This window comes from Sandaracinus amylolyticus (assembly GCF_000737325.1).
Classification (GTDB): Bacteria; Myxococcota_A; Polyangia; order Polyangiales; family Sandaracinaceae; genus Sandaracinus; species Sandaracinus amylolyticus.
Map to the genome: position 1 here is coordinate 7,451,025 of NZ_CP011125.1, position 21,581 is coordinate 7,472,605.

Consider the following 21,581-nt stretch of genomic DNA (forward strand, 5'->3'; position numbering starts at 1 on the left):
TCCTCCGCTGCGGCGCCCCCCGAGGGTCGCGTGTCGCGCCGACGTGGAGAGTCGGCACGTGATCGTCGCGTTTCCAGAGTGCACGAGAGATGCCGTTCGCGAAATACCCCTCTCTGCGTGCAATTCGAGATGGAGTGGCCGGCGGCGCGTGAACCCGTCGAGCCAACTCCGCTCGACGCTGTGCAACGTTGTGCCCGGGGACCAGAGTGGGGACATGCACGACGACTGGCGAGCGAACCTGGTCGAGTCCCCCGAGGAGGTCCGCGCGATCGCGCGCGCCGCGAAGCGCGTGGCGGTGCTGGGCATCAAGACGGAGAAGCAGTCGGGACAGCCTGCGTTCTACGTCGCCGCGGCGCTCCAGCGCGCGGGCGTCGAGATCCTGCCGGTGCCGGTGTACTACCCCGAGGTGACCGAGATCCTGGGCGCTCGCGTGGCGCGCAGGGTCGCCGACGTGCCCGGTCCGATCGACATCGTCGACGTCTTCCGGCGCAGCGAGGACGTGCCCGCGCACCTCGACGACCTGCTCGCGGCGAAGCCGAAGTGCGTGTGGCTCCAGAGCGGGATCCGGAACGATCAGGTCGCGGAGACGCTCGCGCGTGCGGGCATTCGCGTCGTGCAGGACCGATGTCTGATGGTGGAGCACCGCATCGCCCTGGCGGGCGGATGATCGCGAGCCGCGGGCGCTGGTAAGCTCGGCGTCATCCGCGCGACGACTCGCTGCAACGTGGCGCCTCTCGCGATGATCGCGCTCGCCTGCGCGATCGCGGCGGCGCCCGTGCACGCGCAGCCACTCGCCGCCGACGAGGCGCGCGCGAGAGAGCTCTTCCGGCGCGGCGTGGACGCGGCCGACGCGGGACGCTGGGAGGACGCGCGCGCGCTCTTCGAGGAGACGTACGCGCTGCTCCCGCGACCGCAGGTGCTGCTCAACCTCGCGGGCGCGCGCGCGCAGACCGGGCGACTCGTCGCCGCGGTGGACGCCTACGCGCGCGTCGAGTCGGCCGAGGGAGGCGCGAGCGCAGCGCTGCGCGAGGCGGCGCGTGATGCGCGCGCGATGCTCGAGCCCCGCGTGCCGCGGCTCGTCGTCGACTTCCACGGCACGCTGCTCGAGGGCGACGTCGTGGCGCTCGACGAGGGCGCGCTGCCGAGCGCCGACGATCGCGGCGAGCTGCGCATCGATCCGGGGCGTCACGCGGTGATCGTCACGCGCGGCGGGCTCGAGGTGCTGCGCGAGGACTTCCGGCTCTACGAGGGCGAGCGGCTGCGCCTCGATCTGCGCGTCAGCGAGGACGCGCACCGAGCTCCGGAGCCGGCGCGGGAGTTGCCGCCGCTGCAGATCCCGACGCGGCGCGAGGAGCCGTGGTTCGAGTCGCCGATCTTCTGGACGGTCGTCGGGATCGTCGCGGCAGGCGCGGTCGGGATCGGCGTCGCGGTCGCGGTCGGGCGCGAGGACGAGGATCCCTTCGTAGGCAACCTCGAGCCCGGCACGATCCGCGTTCGCTAGCGCGCGATCACTGCAGGTCGCGCGCGATCGGGACGCCGCCGACGATGCTCGTCTCGCGCGCAGGCGCGGGCTCGGCGGGCGGCGGCGTGATCGCCTCCTCGCGCGGGCGCGGCGGCGCGATCGTCGTCGCGGTGCGCGGGCGCGCGACGCCGGGGCGCGGCGTGACGACGGGACGCTGCGGCGCCGGATCGCTCGGCGTGACCGCGACGGGCGTAGGCTCCGGAGCCGCGAGCGCTGCGGGCGCTGCGACGGGCAGCGTCGTGATCGTGGGCGCGGGCGTGGTCGGGACGGCCGTCGCCGCATCGCGCTCGCAGCTCGGCGCCCAGAGCGCGAGCGCGACGCCGATCGCCATCGACGCGCCGAGCGCGACGCCGTAGCCGACGAGGCTGCGATCCTGCGGGCGCGGCTCGGTCGTGATCGGGTCCGGCGAGCGGAACGGATCGTTCGCGGGATCGATCGTCGGGCGCGCCACGACGGCCGCGGGCGTGACCAGCGGTGGCGGCAGCGGCGACTTGATCACCGGCGCCTCGTCGGAGACGTCGGTCGGGCTGTCGTCGTCGTCGTCCTCGGGCGCCGTCGTGACCTGCGGCGCGACGATCGGGCGGCGCGACGGATCGGGCGTCGCGACCGGGATCGCGGTGCGCGGCGCGAGCGCCTCGGCGGGCGGACGCTGCGCGCGCTCGGTGGGCGCGGCCTCGCCGCTGTCCTCGGCGTCGTCGCCGATCGCGCGGCCGTCCTCGGGCGACTCGTCCTCGTACTGCAGCTCGCCCGAGTGCAGCGTGTACGCGTCGACGACACCGGGCGCCGCGGCGACCGCGGGCTCGTCGAGCGGCTGCTCCGCGCTCTTCTCGCGCTCCTGCTTCTCGAGGCCGACCACGCGCTGCTGCTCCGCGCGCAGCACGCGAGAGACGTCCTGCGGCAGCTCGTGTCGCTCCTGATCGAGCGCGTCGCCGACGACGTTCACGAGAAGGTCCGCGAGGTGCGCGCTGTCGATGCCCGCGGCGCGCGGCAGCGCGCGCACCAGCTGGCGCCGCAGCTCTTTCGCGTTCGCGAAGCGCTCGTCCGGGCTCGTCGAGAGCGCGCGCATCACCACCGCGTCGAGCTCGGCGGGGATCTCCGTCGCGTAGCGGCTCGGCGGCACCACGCGCGGCTTGCGCACCTGCATCAGGATCTCGAACTCGGTGCGGCCCGAGAAGAGACGCCGCATCGTGAGCAGCTCCCAGAGCACGATGCCGAGCGCGTACAGATCGGTGCGGCGATCGACCCTGCCCGTCGTCGCTTGCTCGGGCGCCATGTAGCGCACCTTGCCCTTGAGCGACTTCGTGTTGGTCTCGCCGCGATCGAGCTTCGCCTTCGCGATGCCGAAGTCGATCAGCTTCACGTGCCCGCGGTGCGAGAGCAGGATGTTCTGCGGGCTCACGTCGCGGTGCACGATGTTGAGCAGCTGTCCGTCGTCGCCCGTCGTCTCGTGCGCGGCGTGCAGGCCCTCGGCGACGCGCGCGCAGATCGCGACCGCGACGAGCGGCGAGAGGCGCCGCTTCGAGCGACCGAGCGAGCGCATCAGCTGCGCGAGCGAGCAGCCGTGCACGTACTCCATCACGAGGTAGTAAGTGCCCTCGCTCTCGCCGAGCTCCTCGACGTGCACCACGTTCGGGTGCTCGATGCGCGCGGTGAGCTTCGCCTCGTCGACGAACATCCGGATGAGCCCGGAGTCCTCGGACAGGCGTGGGTGCACCACCTTGATCGCGACCAGGCGCGCGAAGCCCGCAGCCCCGGTACGGCGCGCGAGATAGAGCGACGCCATTCCGCCCGTCCGGAGGTGGGCGAGGATCGTGTAGCTCCCGATGACGTCGCCGACCTGGAACACGACGGTTGTCGCTGCGGTGGAAAAGGCTACGGGAGATCCCGGCGCGGGATCAATCGGTGGTCGGGAGAGCAGGAGCGGGGCTGCATTTCTCGGGAGAGCAGGAGAGGAAGGAACACCACGCCGGAGCGCTGCTACGGAATCCGTAGCGCTACGAATTGCGTAGCGATCGCTTCCTTCTCTCCTCGCGTTCCTGCTCTCTCCTAGATGGCTGCGCGGTACGGGACGCCGTTCCACGAGGCCGCCGCGAGGCGCGCGACGTTCGCCGCGCAGCGCTGCACCTCCGGGTCGTCGGCGCTGCCGTCGGGCGGGACCTGCATCCACGTGCGGAGCCCGCGCAGGTAGTCGTGCCCGATCGCGTCGAACGACGGATAGCGATGCTGCAGCTCCTGCGCGATCGGTCGCGCGCGGTTCCAGCATCCGCCGGGATCGAGGTAGCCCGCCGCGCGCGCGGCGAGGACCATGCGCAGCGCGCGCACCAGGTTCCACGCGTCGCGCTGCTGCGCCGCGAGCTCGGAGAGACGGTGATCGAGCAGCACCGCGCTCGAGACGCCCCACGAGCCGACGAGCATGTTCTGCCCGGCGTGCGCGCTCTCGTTCATCCACGACGCGCCGCCGTCGCACACGCCGCACGCCATCGTCGTCCACGCGTGCAGCGGCTCGGGATGCGTCGGCGGCGCGATGCCCTTTCCCGACGCGAATTGCGCTTCTTCGTGCTTCTCGAGGCGCGACTGGATCACCTGCCACACCACCACGCCCACGATCGTCACGACGAACGCGAACGCGGCGATGCAGAACCCCCACCACGGAACCGACGCCAGCGCTTCCATGCGCCAGAGTGGGCGCGCGGTGGTGGCCGCGCGTCAAGCGCGCTCGGCGCGTTCCTTCAGCGCGCGCGCGACACCGTCGAAGCCGCGCTGGATGTCGCTGCGATAGAGCCACATCACGAGCGGTACGAGGAGGCCCTCGAACGCGTCCGCCGTGTAGTAGCGCGTGCGGCCGCCCGGCAGCGGCTCGAGGCGCTGCACCCGGTTCGCGTGGAGCACGAACGGCGTGAGCATCGTCGTGCCCCAGCCGAGCTCGTGCTTGCTCGCATCGTTCGCGGTGCACACCTCGCGCTGCACCAGGCGCTTCTTGCCGGGTGTCATCGCGACGTGCAGCACCACGGGCTCGCCGACGCGCAGGCTCGCGTCGATGCGTGGCGTGAACGGGTTCCACTCCGCGTAGCTCGCCAGGTCGACGAGGATCGACCACACGCGCTCGGGCGGGGCGTCGATCTCGGAGCTCGCTTCGATGATCGCTGTGGGCACGGCGCGGAACGTAACGGATCTCGTTTACTCTCGCCGCATGCGTCGTGTCGCTCTGTGCGTCTCGTTGTTCGCGTCGTTCGTCGTCGGATGCTCGTGTGACGACGATCCACCGGCGACCGACGCGGGGAGCGACGCCGGGCCGCAGACGATCCTGCACTCCGTGCCCGAGACGGAGCGCTTCACGATCCCGTGCCTCTCCGAGGAAGCACAGATCGTCCGCACCGAGCTGAACGTGCCGCACATCTACGCGGCGTCGCGCGAGGACGCGTTCTGCGCGCTCGGGTTCGTGATGGCGCGCGATCGCTTCTTCCAGATGGACCTCACGCGGCGCTTGTCGCAGGGGCGCCTCTCCGAGCTGCTCGGCGATGCGGCGCTCGCGACGGACATCGAGGAGCGCATGAAGGGCGGCGCGTTCGTCACCGGGATGCAGACGGACGCGCTCACCGACGACGAGGCGCGCGAGGTCGACGCGTTCGCTGCGGGCATCAACGCGTACGTCGCGGCGGCGAGCAACGGCGATCTGCCGCTGCCCTCCGAGGTGCGGCTCGGCGCGGCGCTGCTCGGCGCGGGCACGCGGCCGTGGTCGCTGCTGCACGAGTGGGATCGGCGCGACGTGATCGCGTGCGGCGTGACGGTGCTCTACTCGACGAGCTTCGAGACCGGCGACGTCGGGCGCGATCGCGATCACGCGCAGGTCGACACGCTGTTCGAGGGCATGCCCGATCGCGCGCTGCGCCTCGCAGGCGTGCGGCAGGACGTGATGGAGCGCTACGCGCCGCCGCGCGACACGTCGTCGGCGTCGGGCTGGGGGCTCGAGACGGCGAGCGAGAGCGCGCGGGTGACGCGACGTCGTGGTCGCGGGCGTCACCACGCGAGCGTCGAGACCGCGGTGATGGATCGACTGACCGAGCACCTCGAGCGCATCGTCGCGCGGATGCCGCGCACGCCCGGCGAGGGCTACGGCTCGAACGTGTGGGCGGTCGCGGGCAGCTCGACGCCCGATGGTCGCGCGCTGCTCGCGGGTGACGGGCACCTGCAGCTCAGCGTGCCCGCGCTCTTCTGGCAGGTCGGGATCGACACGGCGTTCCTCTCGGAAGGCGCCGACGACACGCGCCTGCTCGGCGCGACGATCCCGGGCCTGCCGACGATCGGCGTGGGCACGAACGGTCGCGTCGCGTGGAGCCAGACCGCGTACTTCGCGGACGTGACGGACTGGTACCGCGAGGAGATCGTGCTCGGCGACGACGGCTCGCCGCGCGGCTCGCGCTTCCAGGGCGAGGAGCGCGCGCTGGTGCGCGTCGACGAGGAGTACGTGATCGCCGACGTGCCCGCGCTCGACAGCGAGGGGCGCACCGAGTCGATCGCACGCTTCACGACGTTCGACGGACGCTGGATCACGTCGATCGAAGGTGACGCGGTCGAGGACGGAGCGGAGCGCCCCGCGAGCGCGGTGAACATGATGGGCGAGTGGATCGTGCCCGGCGACGTCGACGGCGACGGCGTGGTGAGCGCGATCAGCTTCGACTACGGGCCCTTCGACGGCGGCGTGCTGCTGCGCGCGTTCCGGCTCTTCGGGCTCGCCGAGAACGTCGAGGACTATCGCCAGGCGATGCGCCACTTCATCGGGTACGGCGGCTCGATGATGGCGTCGGACACCACGGGCGACGTGCTCTACAGCGCGTACCACGCGGTGCCGTGTCGCTCGTACCTGCCGCGCGACGGCGCGACGAACCGGTGGATCGCGGGCGCCGATCCGCGGCGGCTGATCGACGGCACGCAGTACGGTGGTTGGTCGATCCCGCTCACCGCGGACGGTCGCGTCGACGAGACCGCGGCGGCGACCGACGCCGACGGCTGCGCGGTGCCGTTCGACGAGTGGCCGCAGGCGCTCTCGCCCGCGCGCGGCTACGTGCAGCACGCGAACAACGATCCCGGCGCGATCGCGACCGACGGCGATCTCTTCGACGATCCGCACTACATCGGCGGGCCGTGGATCGAGGGCTATCGCGCGGCGCGCATCGCGCAGCGCCTGGAAGAGGCGATCGCGGCGGAGCGCGCGACGATCGCCGAGATGCAGGACATCCAGGGCGATCATCACTCGAACCTCGGTGAGGAGTGGGTGCCGCTCTTCCTCGATGAGCTGGAGCGCGCGCGCACGCTCGCGGCGGGCACGCCGGCGGAGGGCACGAGCGACGCGCGCATCGCGGCGATGTGGCGCGCGGAGCAGGCGGCGTTCGAAGACGTCGAAGGGCGCCTGCGCGCGTGGCGCGACGCGGACTATCCGACTCCGTCGGGCGTCGCGACGTTCTACTCGGAGCCCGCGGCGGAGGATCGCGCGCACGCGATCGCGACGACGATCTTCGGCACGTGGTTCCCGCGCTTCGTGCGCGGCACGCTCGACGACGAGGGCATCCCCGGCGGGCTCTCGCCCGCGGTGACGGGCGACACGTACCGCATGCAGACGATGCTGCTGCTCGTGCGCGGTCGCGGTCCGGGCAACCCCGAGTCGCTCGGGAGCTACGAGCCGGCGCGCGAGGAGTCGGTGTTCTTCGACGACGTCGCGACCACCGAGATCGAGACGAGCCACGAGATCGTGGTCCGCGCGCTGCGCGACGCGCTCGTGTTCCTGCGCAGCGAGCCGAGCGCGCCGGGCGAAGGCGGGTTCGGCTCGGACGATCCCGACGACTGGATCTGGGGCCTGCGCCACGGCGTGCGCTTCGAGTCGCTGCTCGCCGACTTTCTCGGTGACGATCCGATGTTCTCGATCTTCGTCGACAACTTCTCGATCACGCCGGAGCGCATCGAGCTCGCGGAGGGGATCGGCGAGGGCGATCCGCGCGCGGGGCTCACGTTCTTCCCGCGGCCGGGCGATCAGTTCGACGTCGACGCAGCGAACCCGGGTCTCTCGGGCGAGCGCTTCACGCACGGGAGCGGACCGGTGTTCCGCATGGTGATCGCGCTCGGCGGCGAGCAAGGCGTCGAGGGCTGGAACGTGATCCCGGGAGGCCAGTCCGGGATCACGCAGAGCGAGCACTTCGACGATCAGGTGCAGCTCTGGCTCGGCAACGAGACGATCCCGATGCGCTGGGACGTGGAGGACGTGGTCGAGGGCGGCATCGGCCGCGAGGTGCTCGTGCCGATGCAGTGACGAGGGCAGGAGCAGCGAGGGCCATCGGATCGAGGCGCGCTCTTCGGTTCGGGGCGGTGCGCTTGCGAGAACGCAACGCGGGGCTATCGCTCGGCTCGTGCTGGGGGAATGGCTCGCGGGATCGTCGATCGATCGATTCCGCGCGGAGCAGCTCGGGCGCGCGCCGTTCGCGTCGCCGGGCACTGCGCGCGAGGCGATCGCGCGCTTCGACTGGGACACGCTCGACCGCGTGCTGCGCGCGCCCGATCTCGACGCGCTCGTCGTGCGCCGCGGGCGCGCCGAGGACGTGGCGCTGCCGCGCGATCTCGCGACGCTGCGCGCGCTCTTCGCGCGCGAGCTCGGCGTCGTGGTGCGACGCGCCGAGCGACACGACCACGCGCTCGCGGCGATGGCGCACGACCTCGCGCGCGACGTGCCCGGCGAGGCGCACGTGCAGCTCTTCGTGACGCCCGGACGCTCGCACGGCTTCGGCTGGCACTACGACGCCGAAGAGGTCTTCATCGCGCAGACCGCAGGCTCGAAGACCTACTACTTCCGACGCAACACGATCGATCCCGATCCCACGCCCGGTGCGCAGCCGGACTTCGCGCGCGTGCGCGAAGAGACGACGCCGCTGATGAGCTGCACGCTCGTCGCGGGCGACTGGCTGTATCTGCCGCGCGGCTGGTGGCACGTCGCCAAGGCGATCGAGGACTCGTTGTCGATCTCGATCGGCATCACGCCGCCGCGCTGAGCCGCACCGATTGGCCCGGCACGTGCTCCTCTCGCCGGGTTGTCGCTCGACTTCACCGCGGCGCTCGCGATCGGCGGCGCCCTCTTCGTCCTCGTCGCGCTCGGCGCTGCCGCACTGCGCGATCGGCCGGTGACCGTCGCGATCTTCTATCTCGCGCTCGGTGTGGCGCTCGGTCCGTTCGGGGTCGGTGCGATGGCGCCACGCATCGACGATCCGTGGCTCCTGCGCCTCACCGAGGTCGCCGTGCTCGGATCGCTCTTCGCGAGCGGGCTCAAGGTGCGCGCGCCCTGGCGCTCGCCGGGCCTGCGCGCCGCCGTGCTGCTCGCGGGGCCCGGGCTCGCGATCACCGCGGCGCTCGTCGCGATCGGCGCACACCTCGCGCTCGGGATGGCGTGGGACGCGGCGCTGCTGCTCGGCGCGGTGATGGCGCCGACCGATCCCGTGCTCGCGAGCGAGGTCGCGCTGCGCTCGCCGCGCGACGAGAACGCGCTGCGCGCCGCGCTCACGGTCGAGGCGGGCCTCAACGACGGCACCGCGTTCCCGCTGGTCGCGCTCGGCGTCCTCGCGGTGACGAGCGCCGCACCGCTCGACGCGACGACGCTGGCGACGTGGGCGCTCGATCGCGTGCTCTGGGCCGTGCCCGCAGGGCTCGTGATCGGCGCGGCGATCGGATGGACGACCGGGCGCGTCGCGTTCGTCGCGCGAGCGCGCGCCGGCCGCACCGAGGGCATCGACGAGCTGCTCGCGGTCGGCGTGGTCGCGCTCTCGTACGTCGCCGCGGAGGCAGTGCACGCGTGGGGCTTCCTCGCGGTGTTCGCGAGCGGCGTCGCGCTGCGTCGCGCCGAGCTGCGCGTCGTCGCGAGCGCCGGCCTGCCCGACGAGCGCGTCTCGCCGCGGCTCGAGCTCGACGAGCGCGCGCCCGCCGACGCGCTGATGCAGCCCGAGGTGAGCGACGAAGCGCGCCGGCACCCCACGGTTGCAGCCGCAACCGTGCTCCACGACACGAGCCGCCTCGCGGGCACGCTCGAGCGCGTCGGCGAGATCGCCGTCGTGGTGTGCGCGGGCGCGATGCTCGCGCGCTCGTTCGATCCGGCCGGCCTCGCGCTCGCGGCCGTGCTCTTCCTCGTCGCACGGCCCGCCGGCGTGCTCGTGACGCTCGCGCGGAGCCCGTTCGCCGCGCGCGAAAAAGCGGTCGCGGGGTGGCTCGGGATCCGCGGCGCGGGGACGCTCTACTACCTCGCGTGGGCCGCGAACGAAGGCGCGCTCGGAGGGAGCGCGGCGCACGTCGCGGACCTCGCGATCACCTGCGTCGCGACGAGCATCGTGCTGCACGGCGTGACCGCGACACCGCTCGTGCGCCGGATCGATCGCGCGCACGCGACCACCGCGGACGCGGGCCTCGCCGAGCCGGTCACCACCTAGGTCGGGCGGGGGCCGCGAGCCCCCACGAGGGGCCGGCAACACCCTGCCAGCGGCGCGAAGATCCCAGAAATTCTGTGTAATTCACCGCTGCGTTCGCGTGGCACGCGCACTGCTCGACGGGGCCCGACGTTCCGCTCGCGGGGTGCGCCGAGCGGCGTCGGAGGACACGCATGAGCCGTTCACGAGGGCTCGAGGTACCGACCTCGCCATGAAAGCCAGAGCCACGCTCGCGGTGCTCGCGCTCGCGGCCGGGCTCGGCGGAGGCTGCACCGGCACGCTCGCCGACAACCCGAGCGGTCCGCTCGGCGGCCCACGCGGTCCGGGCCCATCGAGCTGCGACGATCTCCCCGAGACCAGCCGCATCCCGCGCCTGACGCACGACCAGTACGACAACTCGGTCGCCGATCTGCTCCAGGCGCCCGACCTCGCGCCCTCCGAGATGCTGCCGCCCGACACGACGGGCCCGATCGATGCGCGTCTGTGGGACGGCTATCGCGTCGCCGCGGAGACGGTCGCGACCGAGATCGCGGCGCGCTCCGGCGCGCTGACCGCGCTGCTGCCGTGCACGCCGAGCGGCGACGGCGCGGCGTGCGCGCACGACTTCGTCGTCGCGTTCGGTCGTCGCGCGTTCCGCCGTCCGCTCTCGAGCGAAGAGATCGCGCGCTTCGACGGGCTCTTCGCGATGCGCGCCGATCTCACCGAGACCGGCACGTTCGAAGAGGGCGTGCAGCTCCTCGTCGAGGCGTTCCTGCAGTCGCCGAGCTTCCTGCTGCGCGCGGAGCGCAGCACCGATCGCGACGGCGCGCGCATCCCGCTCGAAGATCACGACGTCGCGTCGCGCCTCTCGTACATGCTCTGGAACAGCATGCCCGACGACGCGCTGCTCGATGCGGCGGACGCGGGTCGGCTCTCGACCACCGAGGACATCCGCGCGCAGGCCGAGCGCATGTTGATGGATCCGCGCGCGCGCCGGATGGTCGAGTCGTTCCATCGGCGCTGGCTCGGCATCGAGGGCAGCGACGCCGCGCGGTGGAGCGAGATCGTGCGTGATCCCGCGCGCTATCCGGGGTTCCGCGAGGACATGGTGCCGCTCTTCCGCGACGAGACGCTGCGCTTCGTCGAGCACGTCGTCTTCGAGCGCGAGGGCGGATTCGGCACGCTGATCACCGAGCCCACCGCGTTCGTGAACGCCGATCTCGCGCCGCTCTATGGGCTCGATCCTGCGGGCTACGGCGCGGAGCTCGAGCCGGCCACGCTCGATGCGACGCAGCGCGCGGGCATCTTCACGCGCCTCGGGTTCCTCGCGTCGCACGCGATGTACGACCGCACGTCGCCGATCCTGCGCGGCGCGTACCTGCAGGAAGAAGTGCTCTGTCTCGAGCTCGGCTCGCCGCCGCCCGGCGCGGAGATGACGCCACTGCCCGCGCCGAGCCCCGACCTCGTGACGACGCGAGAGCGCGTGACGCAACAGACCTCCTCCGAGGCATGCGCGAGCTGTCATCACCAGTTCATCAATCCGGTCGGGTTCGCGTTCGAGCACTTCGACGCGCTGGGCGCCTATCGCGAGCTCGACAACGGCGAAGCGGTCGACTCGACCGGGACTGCGATGCTCGGCGGGCGCGAAGAAACGTCGTTCGCGGGCGCGACGGATCTCTCGACGGCGATCGCGAATTCGCCCACGGCGCAGCGCTGCTATGCGCGCCACTGGGTCGAGTACGCGTATGCGCGCCAGGTCGCGAGCGACCGCTGCACCATCGAGCAGCTCGGGACGCGCCTCGGCGAAGACGGATATTCGATCCTCGATCTGCTCGTGGACCTCACGCAGACCGACGCGTTCCGCCATCGCGCGGTCGGTACGGAGACGACGCCGTGAAGCGACGCACCTTCCTCCGCGGCCTCGGCGGCGCTGCCGTGGCGCTGCCCATCCTCAGCTCGGTGCCGAGCCTGTTCGCGCAGCCGAGCGAGCCGATCAAGCGGCTCGTGATCTTCTTCCAGCCGAACGGCGTGAACATGAGCGACTTCTTCCCCGCGAACGATCGCGGGGCGCTCACGGATGCGTCGTTCGTCGGGCGTGGCGTCGAGCCGCTCGCGGCGTTCCGCTCGAAGCTGCTCGTGCCGCGCGGCATCCACATGTCTCCGCGCGGGTTCGGGCTCGACGGAATCGCAGGGTGCGATCACCGCAAGGGCATGAGCTGCAAGCTCACCGCGGTCGGGCTGAGCGACGACTCGCGCAATTACGCGCTCGGTCACTCGGTCGATTTCGAAGCGGCGCGGCGCATCAATCCGGGCGGCGTCGATCCGCTCGTGCTCCACGTGGGACGGCGCGTCGATCCCGCGGACGGCGGTGCGACGGACTTCGTCTCCTATTCGGCGGCGAATACGCCGTATGCAGGGGAGAACAACCCCTGGAACGTCTATCGATCGCTGATGGGGATCATCCCCGGTGGCGAGGCCGAGGATCGCATCGTGCGGCGGCGTCAGAGCGTCGCGGATCTCGTGCGCGAGGATCTGCAGACGCTGCGCCGGATGCCGATGTCGAGCGACGATCGGATGAAGATCGACGCGTGGCTCGCGCTGGTGCGCGACACCGAGACGTCGATGCCGGGGCTCTGCGATGCGGGCACGCCGGGCGCGCTCGGGATCACCGGTGTCGATCGCTACGACGGGATGAGCGACGACCAGGTGGGCAGTGACGGAGAGTTCCGCGAGGCTGGGCGCATGTTGATGCGCCTGTCGGTGCTCTCGATGGTCTGTGATCAGAACCGCGTGTCGACGATCCAGTGGTCGCGCGGATCGGGCGGCCCGACGTTCCGGTGGGACGGGATCACGCACGACTTCACGCACCACCAGCTCTCGCACCGCACCGGGCGCGACGACGCGGCGGGCGCGGATCTGCCGGGCATCGAGCGGATGATCGGCGACATCGATCGCTGGTACGCGTCGCGCTTCGCGGAGCTGCTCGGCTGGATGGATCAGTTCGCGGAGGGCGAGGGCACCGTGCTCGATCACAGCGCGGTGATGTGGATCAACGAGCTCTCGGACGGAAAGGCGCACCACTTCAACAACCTGCCGATCGTGATCGCGGGCTCGGCGGGCGGATATCTGAAGCAGGGCGAGGTCGTCGACTGCTCGCGCAGCGGTGACTACGGCGCGATCGAGGGGGCGCCGCACAACGCGCTGCTGACGACGCTCCTGAACGCCGTGGGGGCCGCGAGCGAGGGATTCGGAGATACGTCTCGGGGGCGGACCGGCGAGTACTCGCAGATCAAGGCATGACGCGCTTCGGTGCACGGCTTCGGCACGCATGGGGATCTCGCGCTGGTGAGGCTGGGGAAGGCGCGAACGACCGAGGCGCGCTTCGCGCCTTCTCGGTCCTTCCCGCGGTCGGCAGCGCGCGCCGAAGGCGCGCGACTGGAGCCGATTTGGATGTGCGGCACATTCGTGCGGATGACGAACGTGATTCGGTTCTACAGCGTCACGGACGCGTACGGAGCATTCTCGAACTTCGCGCCATTTCCGATCGTCGTGCGTGGTGAGCGTTGGGCGACGAGCGAGCACTACTTTCAGGCGCAGAAGTTCGTCGACGCAAAGGACCGCGATGCCGTGCGCCGGGCCAAGACGCCGATGATTGCGGCGCGACTCGGACGTGATCGGAGCCGCAAGCTGCGGCGTGATTGGGAATCGGTGAAGGTCTCGATCATGCGGGACGCCGTCGAGGCGAAGTTCTCGCAGCACGACGAGCTGCGCGCGCTCCTCCTCGCGACCGGCGATGCGAAGCTGGTCGAGCACACCGAGAATGACGACTACTGGGGCGACGGCGGCGACGGGAGCGGGAAGAACATGCTCGGCCGCGTCCTGATGGACGTCCGCGCCAAGCTCGCCGGCGGACCGTGACGGGCAGCGAGTTTCCGCTACCGGACGTCGATTGGTCCCGCCTACGTCACAACTACGGCGAGGCGACGGACGTCCCTGCGCTGTTGGAGCGACTCGTCTCTGACGGAGATCCGGACTTCGAGATCGCCCAGTATTTCTGCCATCAAGGGCACGTCGGAACGGCCACGCGAGAGATCGTGCCGTTTCTGCTCGCGGTCGTGCGGAGCGGTGCTCCGTCGACGGTCTCCGTACTCCAACTGCTCGAGGCGATCCTCCACGCGGAAGGAGGCCCACTCGAAGCGGCGAATGCCCTCGCGAACGTACGACTACGCCGGCCCGGAACGGGCGAATGGGTCGACTTCACGCGTCCCGATGCGGCCGAGCTCGACATCGAGCGTCGCTGGGTCCGCGAGATGAAGCGCGCAATTCTGAGCGAGTCTCTTCTGTTCGCGTCATGTCTCGCCGACACGAGCCCCGACGTCCGGGCAGCAGCGCTGGGTGTGCTGGCAGCGGGATTCGCCGGATTGCTGCAGGAGATGCCGACGCTCGAGCCGGAGATCCGGCAGGCGCCGATCGACGCTGCGGCGCGCATGAAGCTCGAACGGATCCTGGCTGCCGGCACTGGCTGAGCGCAGAGAACAGCGCCGCTGACGTAGACTCGCCGCGCATGCATCCGACGACCGAGCCGCCGGCGCACATCAAGGCGCACGAAGAGACGATTCGCGCGAAGGCCCTCGCCTATCCCAGCACACACGAGGATCGGCCCTGGGATCACGCGGCGTTCAAGGTGAAGAACAAGACGTTCTGCTTCCTCGTCGCCGACGCGACCGGGCTCTCGCTGAGCGTGAAGCTGCCCGAGTCGAACAACGTCGCGCTGATGCTCCCGTTCGCGCAGCCGACCGGGTACGGGCTCGGAAAGAGCGGATGGGTGAGCGCGAAGTTCGGTGTCGACGACGACGTGCCGATTCCGATGATCCTCGACTGGCTCGACGAGAGCTATCGCGCGGTCGCGCCCAAGACGCTGGTGAAGGCGCTCGCGAACGGGGCCGTCGCGACGGCGCCCGCGAAGTCGACTCCGACGCTCCCGACGAAGACGACCGCGAAGAAGGCGCCCGCGAAGAAGCCGACCGGAAAGGCACCGAGCGCTCCGAGGACGACTCCGGCCGGCGAGGCCTCGGCGAAGAAGGCGCCGACGAAGAAGACCGCTGCGAAGAAGACCGTGACGAAGACCACGCCCGCGAAGAAGACGGGCGCGAAGAAGCGCTGATCCGAGCACGTCGACGACTCCTCACTCGACTGTCACGCAGCGCGACGGCTGTGCCCGCAACCGTTCGCTACCGTCGCGCGCGCCATGCCCACCGCGCTTCACTTCGCCCTTTCCGTGGCTTCTCTCCTGCTCGTCGCCTGCGGCTCCGCCGACGCGCGCACCGAGCCCGACGCCGCGACGCCCGCCACCGACTCGGGCCCGCAGCGGCCGCCGGATCCGCTCCGCATGCGCATCGAGCTCCCGCCGCTCGACTGCTCGCGCGAGAACTGCTTCCAGGTCGTGCTGCTCTCCGATCCCCACGTGATCGACGAGTGGTACACCGGACCGGAGAACGGCGAGCTCGACACCGCGTCGATCCTCGCCGCGAACGAGCGCCTCGTCGGCGCGCGCGATCGCATCCACGCGCTCGACATGCCCATCGCGCGCGCGTTCGTCCTCGGCGACGTGATCCACGAGTACAACTCGCTCGATCCGATGTTCTATTACGAGCCCTCGAACCTCACTGCGCACGACATCGTCGCGGACGTGCTCGAGACGTTCGAGATGCCGGTGCACCTCGCGCTCGGCAATCACGACTATTTCGTGCCGGAGATGCCGCGCGAATTCGTGCACGAGCTCTTCCGCGACAAGCTCGGTCTCGAGCGCACGTATTACTCGGTCGATCACCGCGGATTCCGATTCATCGTGCTCGACAGTCAGCTCGGCGACACGTGGGACGCGGCGAGCGCGCGGTTCGATACGCACTACGGCAGCTTCGGCGAGGCACAGCTCCGCTGGCTCGACGAGCAGCTCGCCGAAGGACTGCCGAGCTTCGTGATGTTCCACCACCACCCGCTCGTCCTCGCCGAGGGCGAGCTCGACGACGCGGACTTCGCCGACATCCACGCGGTGCTGGGGCGCCACGAGAACGTCCTCGTCGCGCTCTCCGGGCACCTGCACCGATGGTTCAACCACCAGCGCCGATATGGCAGCTGGCACGTGACGCTCGGCTCGACGCGCTACGACGAGGACGCGTTCTGGGTCATCCGCTGCGACACCGAGTCGGGCGAATTCGATCTGCTCAATCCGGACACGGCGGTCTGGGGCAGTGTCGATTCGCTCCCCTACCCGCGCTGATCGATCACTTGATCCCGTAGCGCTTCATCTTGTCGATCAACGTCGCGCGACCGATGCCGAGCCGTCGCGCGGCGTGCGACTGATTGCCTTTGCAGTCCGCGAGCGCTCTCACCACCAATCCGCGCTCGAACGCCTCGACCTGCGCGCGCAGCGGGAGCGGCGCGGCGTCGCGCTCTCCCTCGACGGGCGGCTCGGCATCGGGCTCGGGCGCCGGCGCGCTCGGCGACAAGAACGCGTCGAGCCCGACGCGGGGGCCCGAGAGCGCGACCATGCGCGCGATCGTGTTCTCGAGCTGACGCACGTTGCCCGGCCAGTCGCCGCGGCAGAGCGCGTCGATCAGCTCCGGCGAGAGCGACACGTCGGGCATCCCGAAGCGCTCGCCGTACCGCTCGGCGAACCCGCGCGCGAGCGCGGGGATCTCGTCGCGCCGCTCGCGCAGCGCCGGCACCACGAGCTCGACGACCGCGAGCCGGTAGTAGAGGTCCTCGCGGAAGCGCCCCGCCTTCACCTCGGCCGCGAGATCGCGGTGCGTGCTCGCGACCACGCGCACGTCGACTTTCTCGATGCGCCCGCCGATCGGCTGGATCTCGCCGTCCTGCAGCGCGCGCAGCAGCTTCGGCTGCAGCGTCATCGGGAGCTCGCCGATCTCGTCGAGCACGAGCGTCCCGCGATCGGCCTCCGCGAAGAACCCGCGGCGCGTCGCGACCGCGCCCGTGAACGCACCGCGCGCGTGCCCGAAGAGCTCCGCCTCCGCGAGCTCCGCGGGAAGCGCCGCGCAGTTGAAGCGCACGAGAGGCCCGCTCTCGCGGCGGCTCTGCGCGTGCACGAGCGACGCGACGAGCTCCTTGCCGCTCCCCGTCTCGCCGCGCACCAGCACCGTGAGGTCCTTGTCGGCGATGCGCTCGATCGACTCGAGCAGGCGCCGCATCACGACGCTCTCCGCGATCAGCCTCCGACCGAGCGCGCGCTCGGCCTTCATGAGGCGCACCTCGGTGCGCAGCTGCGAGCTCTCGAGCGCGCGATCGACGACGAGGCGCAGCTCGTCGATGTCGACCGGCTTCGTCAGGTAGTCGTACGCGCCGGCCTTCATCGCGCTCACCGCGACGCGCTCGTTGCCGTGCGCGGTGATCAGCACGAAGGGCAGCTCGGGACGCCGCTCGTGCACGTGCGCGAGCAGCGCGAGGCCGTCCATCCCCGGCATCGCGAGGTCGCTGACGACCAGCGACGCTCCGTCGATGTGCGCGAGCGCCGCGGCGCCCGACGAGACCGCGATCACGTCGTGACCACGCTCCGAGAGCACCTCGCGCAGCATGTAGAGGACCCCGGGCTCGTCGTCGACGAGGAGGATGCGCGCGCGGCTCATGCGGCCCTCGCGTGCGCGGCGCCGTCGGGCAGCACGATCTCGGCGAGCGTGCCCTCGCCACGCTGGCTGTGCAGCGCGAGCGTGCCTCCGTGCTGCTCGATCGCGGCGCGCGCGATCACCACGCCGAGCCCGGTGCCATCGCTGCGCGTCGTGAAGTACGGCGTGCCCACGCGCGCCAGCACCTCGGGCGCGATCCCCTCGCCACGATCGCGCACGCGCACGTGCGTCGACCCCGGCACGCGCGCGAGCTCGACGGTGACACGCCCGCCCGACGACGATGCCTCGATCGCGTTGTCGACCAGGTTGATCAGCGCCTCCTTGAGGCGCGCGGGATCCACCTTCGCGCGGAGGCGATCGCCGATCCGCTCGAGCGTCACGGCGCGCGCGCGCGCTCGTCCTTCGAGGAGCGTGATGACGTCGTCCGCGAGCGCGGCGAGATCGACGTCGACCGGACGCATCTCGTCGAGCGGGCGCGAGAACGCGAGGTACTCGCGCATCGTCTTCTCCATGCGGCCGACCTCGCTCGCCATCACCGAGAGGCGCTCGCGCGTCTTGTCGTCGTGCGAGCCCTGCAGCAGCAGCTGCGCGAGCCCCGCGATCGCCGCGAGCGGGTTCTTGAGCTCGTGCGCGACCTTCGCGCCCATCGTCTCGAGGCCGCGGGCGCGCGACTCGTGCTGCTCGAGCACCTCTTCGCGCATCCGCGCCGCGGTCACCGCCGCGCGCGCGTAGACCTCGGTGAGCGTCACGAGGTTCACGACCGTCACCCAGACCGCGAACACGACCGACGTCCCGATCCCGATCGACACCCAGGGCTTCGGCATGATCGGGCCGGTCACCCACTCGGGCAGCAAGAGCAGCACGAACAAGAGCAGCACGAGCTCGCCGAGCAGCATCCACGTGGGCGGGCGCCGGCCGAACGCCGCGGCGGGGATCACCGCCGGCGTGAGCAGCGCCGGCAGGATCGGGCTCGCGTAGCCACCGGTGAACGCGCAGCCGATCGCCATCAGGAGCATCGCGATCATCGTGCCGTAGGCGATGTGATGCTCGGTGCAGCGCGATGCGCGGATGTGCCGCCGCTCGACGAAGTCCACGGTGAACGTCAGCGCGTACAGCCCGAGCAGCGCGAAGAAGCGCGGCCCCGTGTACCCCGCCAGCAGCATGATGACGACCACCATGCCGCGCTGGATCGACATCACGAGCGGCTTGCGCTCGATCCATCGCGTCCCGAACTCGATGAGCAGCGCATCGCGCGCCTCGGCATAACGACGTTCGAGGGTCTCCGCGTCCATCGGCTCGAGGAACGCTAGCGAAAGTCGCGCCGTGTTTCGAGCCGCGCGCGAGATTCGCTTCTCCATTGGAAATCGTCGGAACGCCGCGCGCGCAGCGCTGTACGGACCTCCGACACGTCGGCGCGCCGTACAGCGACATCGCGGAGAAGCGCGGCAATTCACGCGGCACGAGGGCTGCTCTCGGGGCGCGGCATGTCCCCAACCATTCGCTCCGTCTCGCTGCTCGCGCTCGGCGCGGTGCTCGCGACGACCACCACCGCGCATGCGCAGGACGACGACGCGCTCGCGGCCGAGCTCGCGGTGCCCGGCGGGCTGCGCGCCCAGGACGTCGTGCGCGCCGTCGTCGAGAGCAGCTTCGATCGTCGCGCGCGTCTCGCGGAGATCGAGGCCGCGCGCGCCGACGTCGATCGCGCGACGCTCGCGCTCGTTCCGCGCGTCGGTCTGAGCGCGAGCTACATGCGCCTCTCGGAGATCGAGGCGCCGACGCTCGGCTTCGTCGCGGCGCCGGTCGATCAGACGCAGGGCGGCGTGATCGAGCCGGGCTCGCCGCTCGTGAGCGTCCCGATCTCGTTCCCGGTGCTGCTCGATCAGACGCAGGTGCGCGCGCAGCTCGTCGTGCCGGTGAGCGACTACTTCTTGCGCGTGCTGCCGGGTCGCGACGCGGCCGAGCACGTGGTGCACGCGGGCGAGGCGACGCTCGAGGCGACCGAGGCGCGCCTCGCGCTCGAGGCCGAGCAGCTCTACTGGGGCTGGGCGCGCGCGCGGCTCTCGTTGGTCGTCGCGCGCACGGGGCTCTCCAGCGCCGAGGCGCATCGCGACGACGCCCAGCGTGTGTTCGACGCCGGCCTCGCGACCGGCGCCGACGTGTCGCGCGCCGAGGCCCAGGTCGCGGCGATGCGAGAGCTCGTCGACACCACCGAGCACCTGCGCGACGCGCTCGCCGATCGGCTGCGCACCGTGATGCACGTGAGCACGATCCCCGACGCGATCGGCGACACGTTGCCCGACGCTCCCGCGCTCCATGCTTCGCGGCGATCAGTCCACGAGCCAGGAGACACGGCGATCGACGATGCCGTCGCAGGCGCGCTCGAGCGTCGCGCCGAGCTCCGCGCGATCGGCGCGCAGGTCGAGGCGCTCGAGGCGCAGCGCATCGTGCAGGACGCGGCGCTGGTCCCGCGGCTCGACGTGATCGGCGAGGTGCTCCTCGCGAACCCCAACCCGCGCTTCGTGCCCGCGCAGGAGCGCTTCGAGACGACGTGGGCGGTCGGCGCGCAGGTGAGCTGGCAGCTCGCGGACGCGCTCTCCGCCGATCCGTCGCGTCGCGCGCTCGAGTCGCGCATCGCTGCAGCGCGGGCCTCGCGCGAATCGATCGAAGAAGGTGTGCGCGCGGAGATCGTCGACGCCGATCGCCAGCGCCGCGACGCGGTGAGCGCGATGACGTCGCGCCACGCCCAGGTGGACGCCGCCGAGCGCGCGCTGCGCCAGGCGTCCGAGGTGTTCCGCGCGGGGCGCGGCACCGGACTTCCCGTGATCGACGCGCAGACGCTGCTCGTGCGCGCGCGTCTCGAGCTCTTGAACGCCCGGATCGATCTCGCGGTGGCCGACGCACGCTGGCGCCGCGCGATCGAGGAGTGAGGACACGATGAAGACCCGTTCGACGATCGTCACGCTCTCGCTGATCGCGCTCGCGCTGTCGGGCTGCAGCACGTCGGAGCCCGCGGCCGCGCAGGCCTCCGAGCCCGCGGCTGCGATCCCGGTGCGCCTCGCGCCGATCGATCGCACGCCCGCACGGGAGCCGCTCGAGCTGCCCGGCCTCGTGATGCCACGCGACACGTTCGATCTGGGGTTCCCGGGCGGCGGCGTGATCCTCGACGTGCTCGTCGACGCCGGCGACGAGGTGCAGCGCGGTCAGGTGCTCGCGCGCCTCGACGCGACGGCGGCACGCGCGACGGTGATGCAGGCGCGCGAGAGCCTCGCGCGCGCCGAGCGTGATCTCGGTCGCGCGCGCACGCTGAGCGAGAGCGGCTCGTTGCCCTCGGCGACCTTCGAGGACGCGCAGACCGGCGCCGAGGTCGCGCGCGCGAACGTCGCGGCCGCCGGGTTCGCGCTGCGGTACTCGACGCTGCGCGCGCCCGACGACGGCTGGGTCGACGCGCGCCTCGCCGATGCGCGCGAGGTGATCGGCCCCGGGCAGCCGGTGCTGCGGATCGCGAGCCGCGCGCGCGGGTGGGTGCTGCGCGTCGCGGTGCCCGATCGATCGGTGGCGCGCCTCCACGAGGGCGACGCGGCGACGATCACGCTCGACGCGATGCCCGAGCGCACGCTCGACGCGCGCATCGTGGAGATCGCGCGGCTGCCGTCGATCGGCAGCGGCACCTACGACGTCGAGATCGCGTTCGACGCGCCCGCGGAGCTCACGATGCGCACCGGCCTCGTCGGGCGCGTGTCGATCCCGATCGGCGAGACCTTCGGCGCGAGCGTGCCGGTCTCGGCGCTCGTCGACGGTCGCGACCACGACGCCGCGGTGCTCGTCGTCGACGGCGGTCGCGCGCGGCGCGTCCCGGTGCGCGTCGCGTTCCTGCGCGGCGATCACGCGGTGCTCGCGAGCGCGCTCGACGACGTCGACGCGGTGATCGGCGTCGGCGCCGATCGCCTCGACCCCGGCGCGCACGTCGAGCCGATCACGGAGGAGTGA

The 21,581-nt window shown here is 71.5% G+C and carries 18 protein-coding genes; 13 read left to right on the forward strand and 5 right to left on the reverse strand.

Going from position 1 to position 21,581, the window contains the following annotated elements; genetic code table 11:
* The first annotated feature begins 214 nt into the window (after positions 1 to 214).
* Positions 215 to 667 carry a CoA-binding protein gene (locus tag DB32_RS31525; RefSeq protein WP_053236359.1) on the forward strand — a complete coding sequence of 151 codons (453 nt, stop codon included), beginning with the start codon at positions 215 to 217 and terminating at the stop codon, positions 665 to 667.
* A 57-nt stretch (positions 668 to 724) separates the two neighbouring features.
* Positions 725 to 1,501, forward strand: coding sequence for a tetratricopeptide repeat protein (locus DB32_RS31530; RefSeq protein ID WP_053236360.1), 777 nt, complete (start codon positions 725 to 727; stop codon positions 1,499 to 1,501).
* A 7-nt stretch (positions 1,502 to 1,508) separates the two neighbouring features.
* On the opposite strand, the gene DB32_RS31535 is transcribed toward DB32_RS31530, so the two are convergent.
* The 3 genes from DB32_RS31535 to DB32_RS31545 form a co-directional block, all read right to left on the reverse strand.
* On the reverse strand, positions 1,509 to 3,368 hold the full coding sequence (locus DB32_RS31535) for a serine/threonine-protein kinase (protein WP_053236361.1): 1,860 nt from the start codon (positions 3,366 to 3,368) through the stop codon (positions 1,509 to 1,511).
* Positions 3,369 to 3,568: 200 nt separating this feature from the next.
* A complete protein-coding gene (locus DB32_RS31540; protein ID WP_053236362.1) occupies positions 3,569 to 4,195 on the reverse strand; it encodes a DUF1266 domain-containing protein in 627 nt (208 codons plus the stop codon).
* A gap of 33 nt (positions 4,196 to 4,228) precedes the next feature.
* A complete protein-coding gene (locus tag DB32_RS31545; protein WP_053236363.1) occupies positions 4,229 to 4,675 on the reverse strand; it encodes an SRPBCC domain-containing protein in 447 nt (148 codons plus the stop codon).
* Between the two features lie 37 nt (positions 4,676 to 4,712).
* Here DB32_RS31545 and DB32_RS31550 point away from each other — a divergent pair, with 37 nt between their 5' ends.
* The 9 genes from DB32_RS31550 to DB32_RS31590 all read left to right on the forward strand — a co-directional run bounded on the left by DB32_RS31550 (position 4,713) and on the right by DB32_RS31590 (position 16,234).
* A complete protein-coding gene (locus DB32_RS31550) occupies positions 4,713 to 7,823 on the forward strand; it encodes a penicillin acylase family protein (RefSeq protein ID WP_169791619.1) in 3,111 nt (1,036 codons plus the stop codon).
* 97 nt (positions 7,824 to 7,920) lie between these two features.
* On the forward strand, positions 7,921 to 8,556 hold the full coding sequence (locus DB32_RS31555) for a JmjC domain-containing protein (RefSeq protein ID WP_053236365.1): 636 nt from the start codon (positions 7,921 to 7,923) through the stop codon (positions 8,554 to 8,556).
* Between the two features lie 39 nt (positions 8,557 to 8,595).
* Positions 8,596 to 9,978 carry a cation:proton antiporter gene (locus tag DB32_RS31560; protein ID WP_053236366.1) on the forward strand — a complete coding sequence of 461 codons (1,383 nt, stop codon included), beginning with the start codon at positions 8,596 to 8,598 and terminating at the stop codon, positions 9,976 to 9,978.
* A gap of 208 nt (positions 9,979 to 10,186) precedes the next feature.
* A complete protein-coding gene (locus tag DB32_RS31565) occupies positions 10,187 to 11,851 on the forward strand; it encodes a DUF1592 domain-containing protein (protein ID WP_083458019.1) in 1,665 nt (554 codons plus the stop codon).
* The gene (locus DB32_RS31570) at positions 11,848 to 13,254 is read left to right on the forward strand and encodes a DUF1552 domain-containing protein (protein WP_053236367.1); all 1,407 of its coding nucleotides are present in this window, start codon (positions 11,848 to 11,850) and stop codon (positions 13,252 to 13,254) included. Before DB32_RS31565 ends, DB32_RS31570 begins: the two co-directional genes overlap by 4 nt.
* A gap of 171 nt (positions 13,255 to 13,425) precedes the next feature.
* Positions 13,426 to 13,872 (forward strand): NADAR family protein, encoded by a 447-nt coding sequence (locus DB32_RS31575; protein ID WP_053236368.1) that lies wholly within the window; start codon positions 13,426 to 13,428, stop codon positions 13,870 to 13,872.
* Complete coding sequence (locus DB32_RS49735) at positions 13,869 to 14,480, forward strand: hypothetical protein (RefSeq protein WP_053236369.1); 612 nt, start codon at positions 13,869 to 13,871, stop codon at positions 14,478 to 14,480. Before DB32_RS31575 ends, DB32_RS49735 begins: the two co-directional genes overlap by 4 nt.
* Positions 14,481 to 14,518: 38 nt before the next feature.
* Positions 14,519 to 15,118 (forward strand): MmcQ/YjbR family DNA-binding protein, encoded by a 600-nt coding sequence (locus DB32_RS31585; RefSeq protein WP_053236370.1) that lies wholly within the window; start codon positions 14,519 to 14,521, stop codon positions 15,116 to 15,118.
* Positions 15,119 to 15,232: 114 nt separating this feature from the next.
* A complete protein-coding gene (locus tag DB32_RS31590) occupies positions 15,233 to 16,234 on the forward strand; it encodes a metallophosphoesterase family protein (RefSeq protein WP_053236371.1) in 1,002 nt (333 codons plus the stop codon).
* Between the two features lie 4 nt (positions 16,235 to 16,238).
* Here DB32_RS31590 and DB32_RS31595 read toward each other — a convergent pair whose 3' ends face one another.
* Positions 16,239 to 17,597, reverse strand: a complete 1,359-nt coding sequence (locus tag DB32_RS31595; RefSeq protein WP_053236372.1) for a sigma-54-dependent transcriptional regulator — start codon at positions 17,595 to 17,597, stop codon at positions 16,239 to 16,241.
* Positions 17,594 to 18,952 carry a sensor histidine kinase gene (locus tag DB32_RS49740; RefSeq protein ID WP_240481273.1) on the reverse strand — a complete coding sequence of 453 codons (1,359 nt, stop codon included), beginning with the start codon at positions 18,950 to 18,952 and terminating at the stop codon, positions 17,594 to 17,596. Before DB32_RS49740 ends, DB32_RS31595 begins: the two co-directional genes overlap by 4 nt.
* Before the next feature lie 126 nt (positions 18,953 to 19,078).
* On the opposite strand from DB32_RS49740, the gene DB32_RS31605 reads away from it, so the two are divergent.
* Positions 19,079 to 20,521, forward strand: a complete 1,443-nt coding sequence (locus tag DB32_RS31605; RefSeq protein WP_083458022.1) for a TolC family protein — start codon at positions 19,079 to 19,081, stop codon at positions 20,519 to 20,521.
* A gap of 7 nt (positions 20,522 to 20,528) precedes the next feature.
* Complete coding sequence (locus tag DB32_RS31610) at positions 20,529 to 21,581, forward strand: efflux RND transporter periplasmic adaptor subunit (protein WP_053236374.1); 1,053 nt, start codon at positions 20,529 to 20,531, stop codon at positions 21,579 to 21,581.

Coding starts and splice junctions, on each gene's coding strand:
- DB32_RS31525 (WP_053236359.1), top strand. CDS start 215: ATGCACGACGACTGGCGAGCGAACCTGGTCGAGTCCCCCGAGGAGGTC.
- DB32_RS31540 (WP_053236362.1), bottom strand. CDS start 4,195: ATGGAAGCGCTGGCGTCGGTTCCGTGGTGGGGGTTCTGCATCGCCGCG.
- DB32_RS31550 (WP_169791619.1), top strand. CDS start 4,713: ATGCGTCGTGTCGCTCTGTGCGTCTCGTTGTTCGCGTCGTTCGTCGTC.
- DB32_RS31565 (WP_083458019.1), top strand. CDS start 10,187: ATGAAAGCCAGAGCCACGCTCGCGGTGCTCGCGCTCGCGGCCGGGCTC.
- DB32_RS31575 (WP_053236368.1), top strand. CDS start 13,426: ATGACGAACGTGATTCGGTTCTACAGCGTCACGGACGCGTACGGAGCA.
- DB32_RS31585 (WP_053236370.1), top strand. CDS start 14,519: ATGCATCCGACGACCGAGCCGCCGGCGCACATCAAGGCGCACGAAGAG.
- DB32_RS31595 (WP_053236372.1), bottom strand. CDS start 17,597: ATGAGCCGCGCGCGCATCCTCCTCGTCGACGACGAGCCCGGGGTCCTC.
- DB32_RS49740 (WP_240481273.1), bottom strand. CDS start 18,952: ATGGAGAAGCGAATCTCGCGCGCGGCTCGAAACACGGCGCGACTTTCG.
- DB32_RS31605 (WP_083458022.1), top strand. CDS start 19,079: ATGTCCCCAACCATTCGCTCCGTCTCGCTGCTCGCGCTCGGCGCGGTG.
- DB32_RS31610 (WP_053236374.1), top strand. CDS start 20,529: ATGAAGACCCGTTCGACGATCGTCACGCTCTCGCTGATCGCGCTCGCG.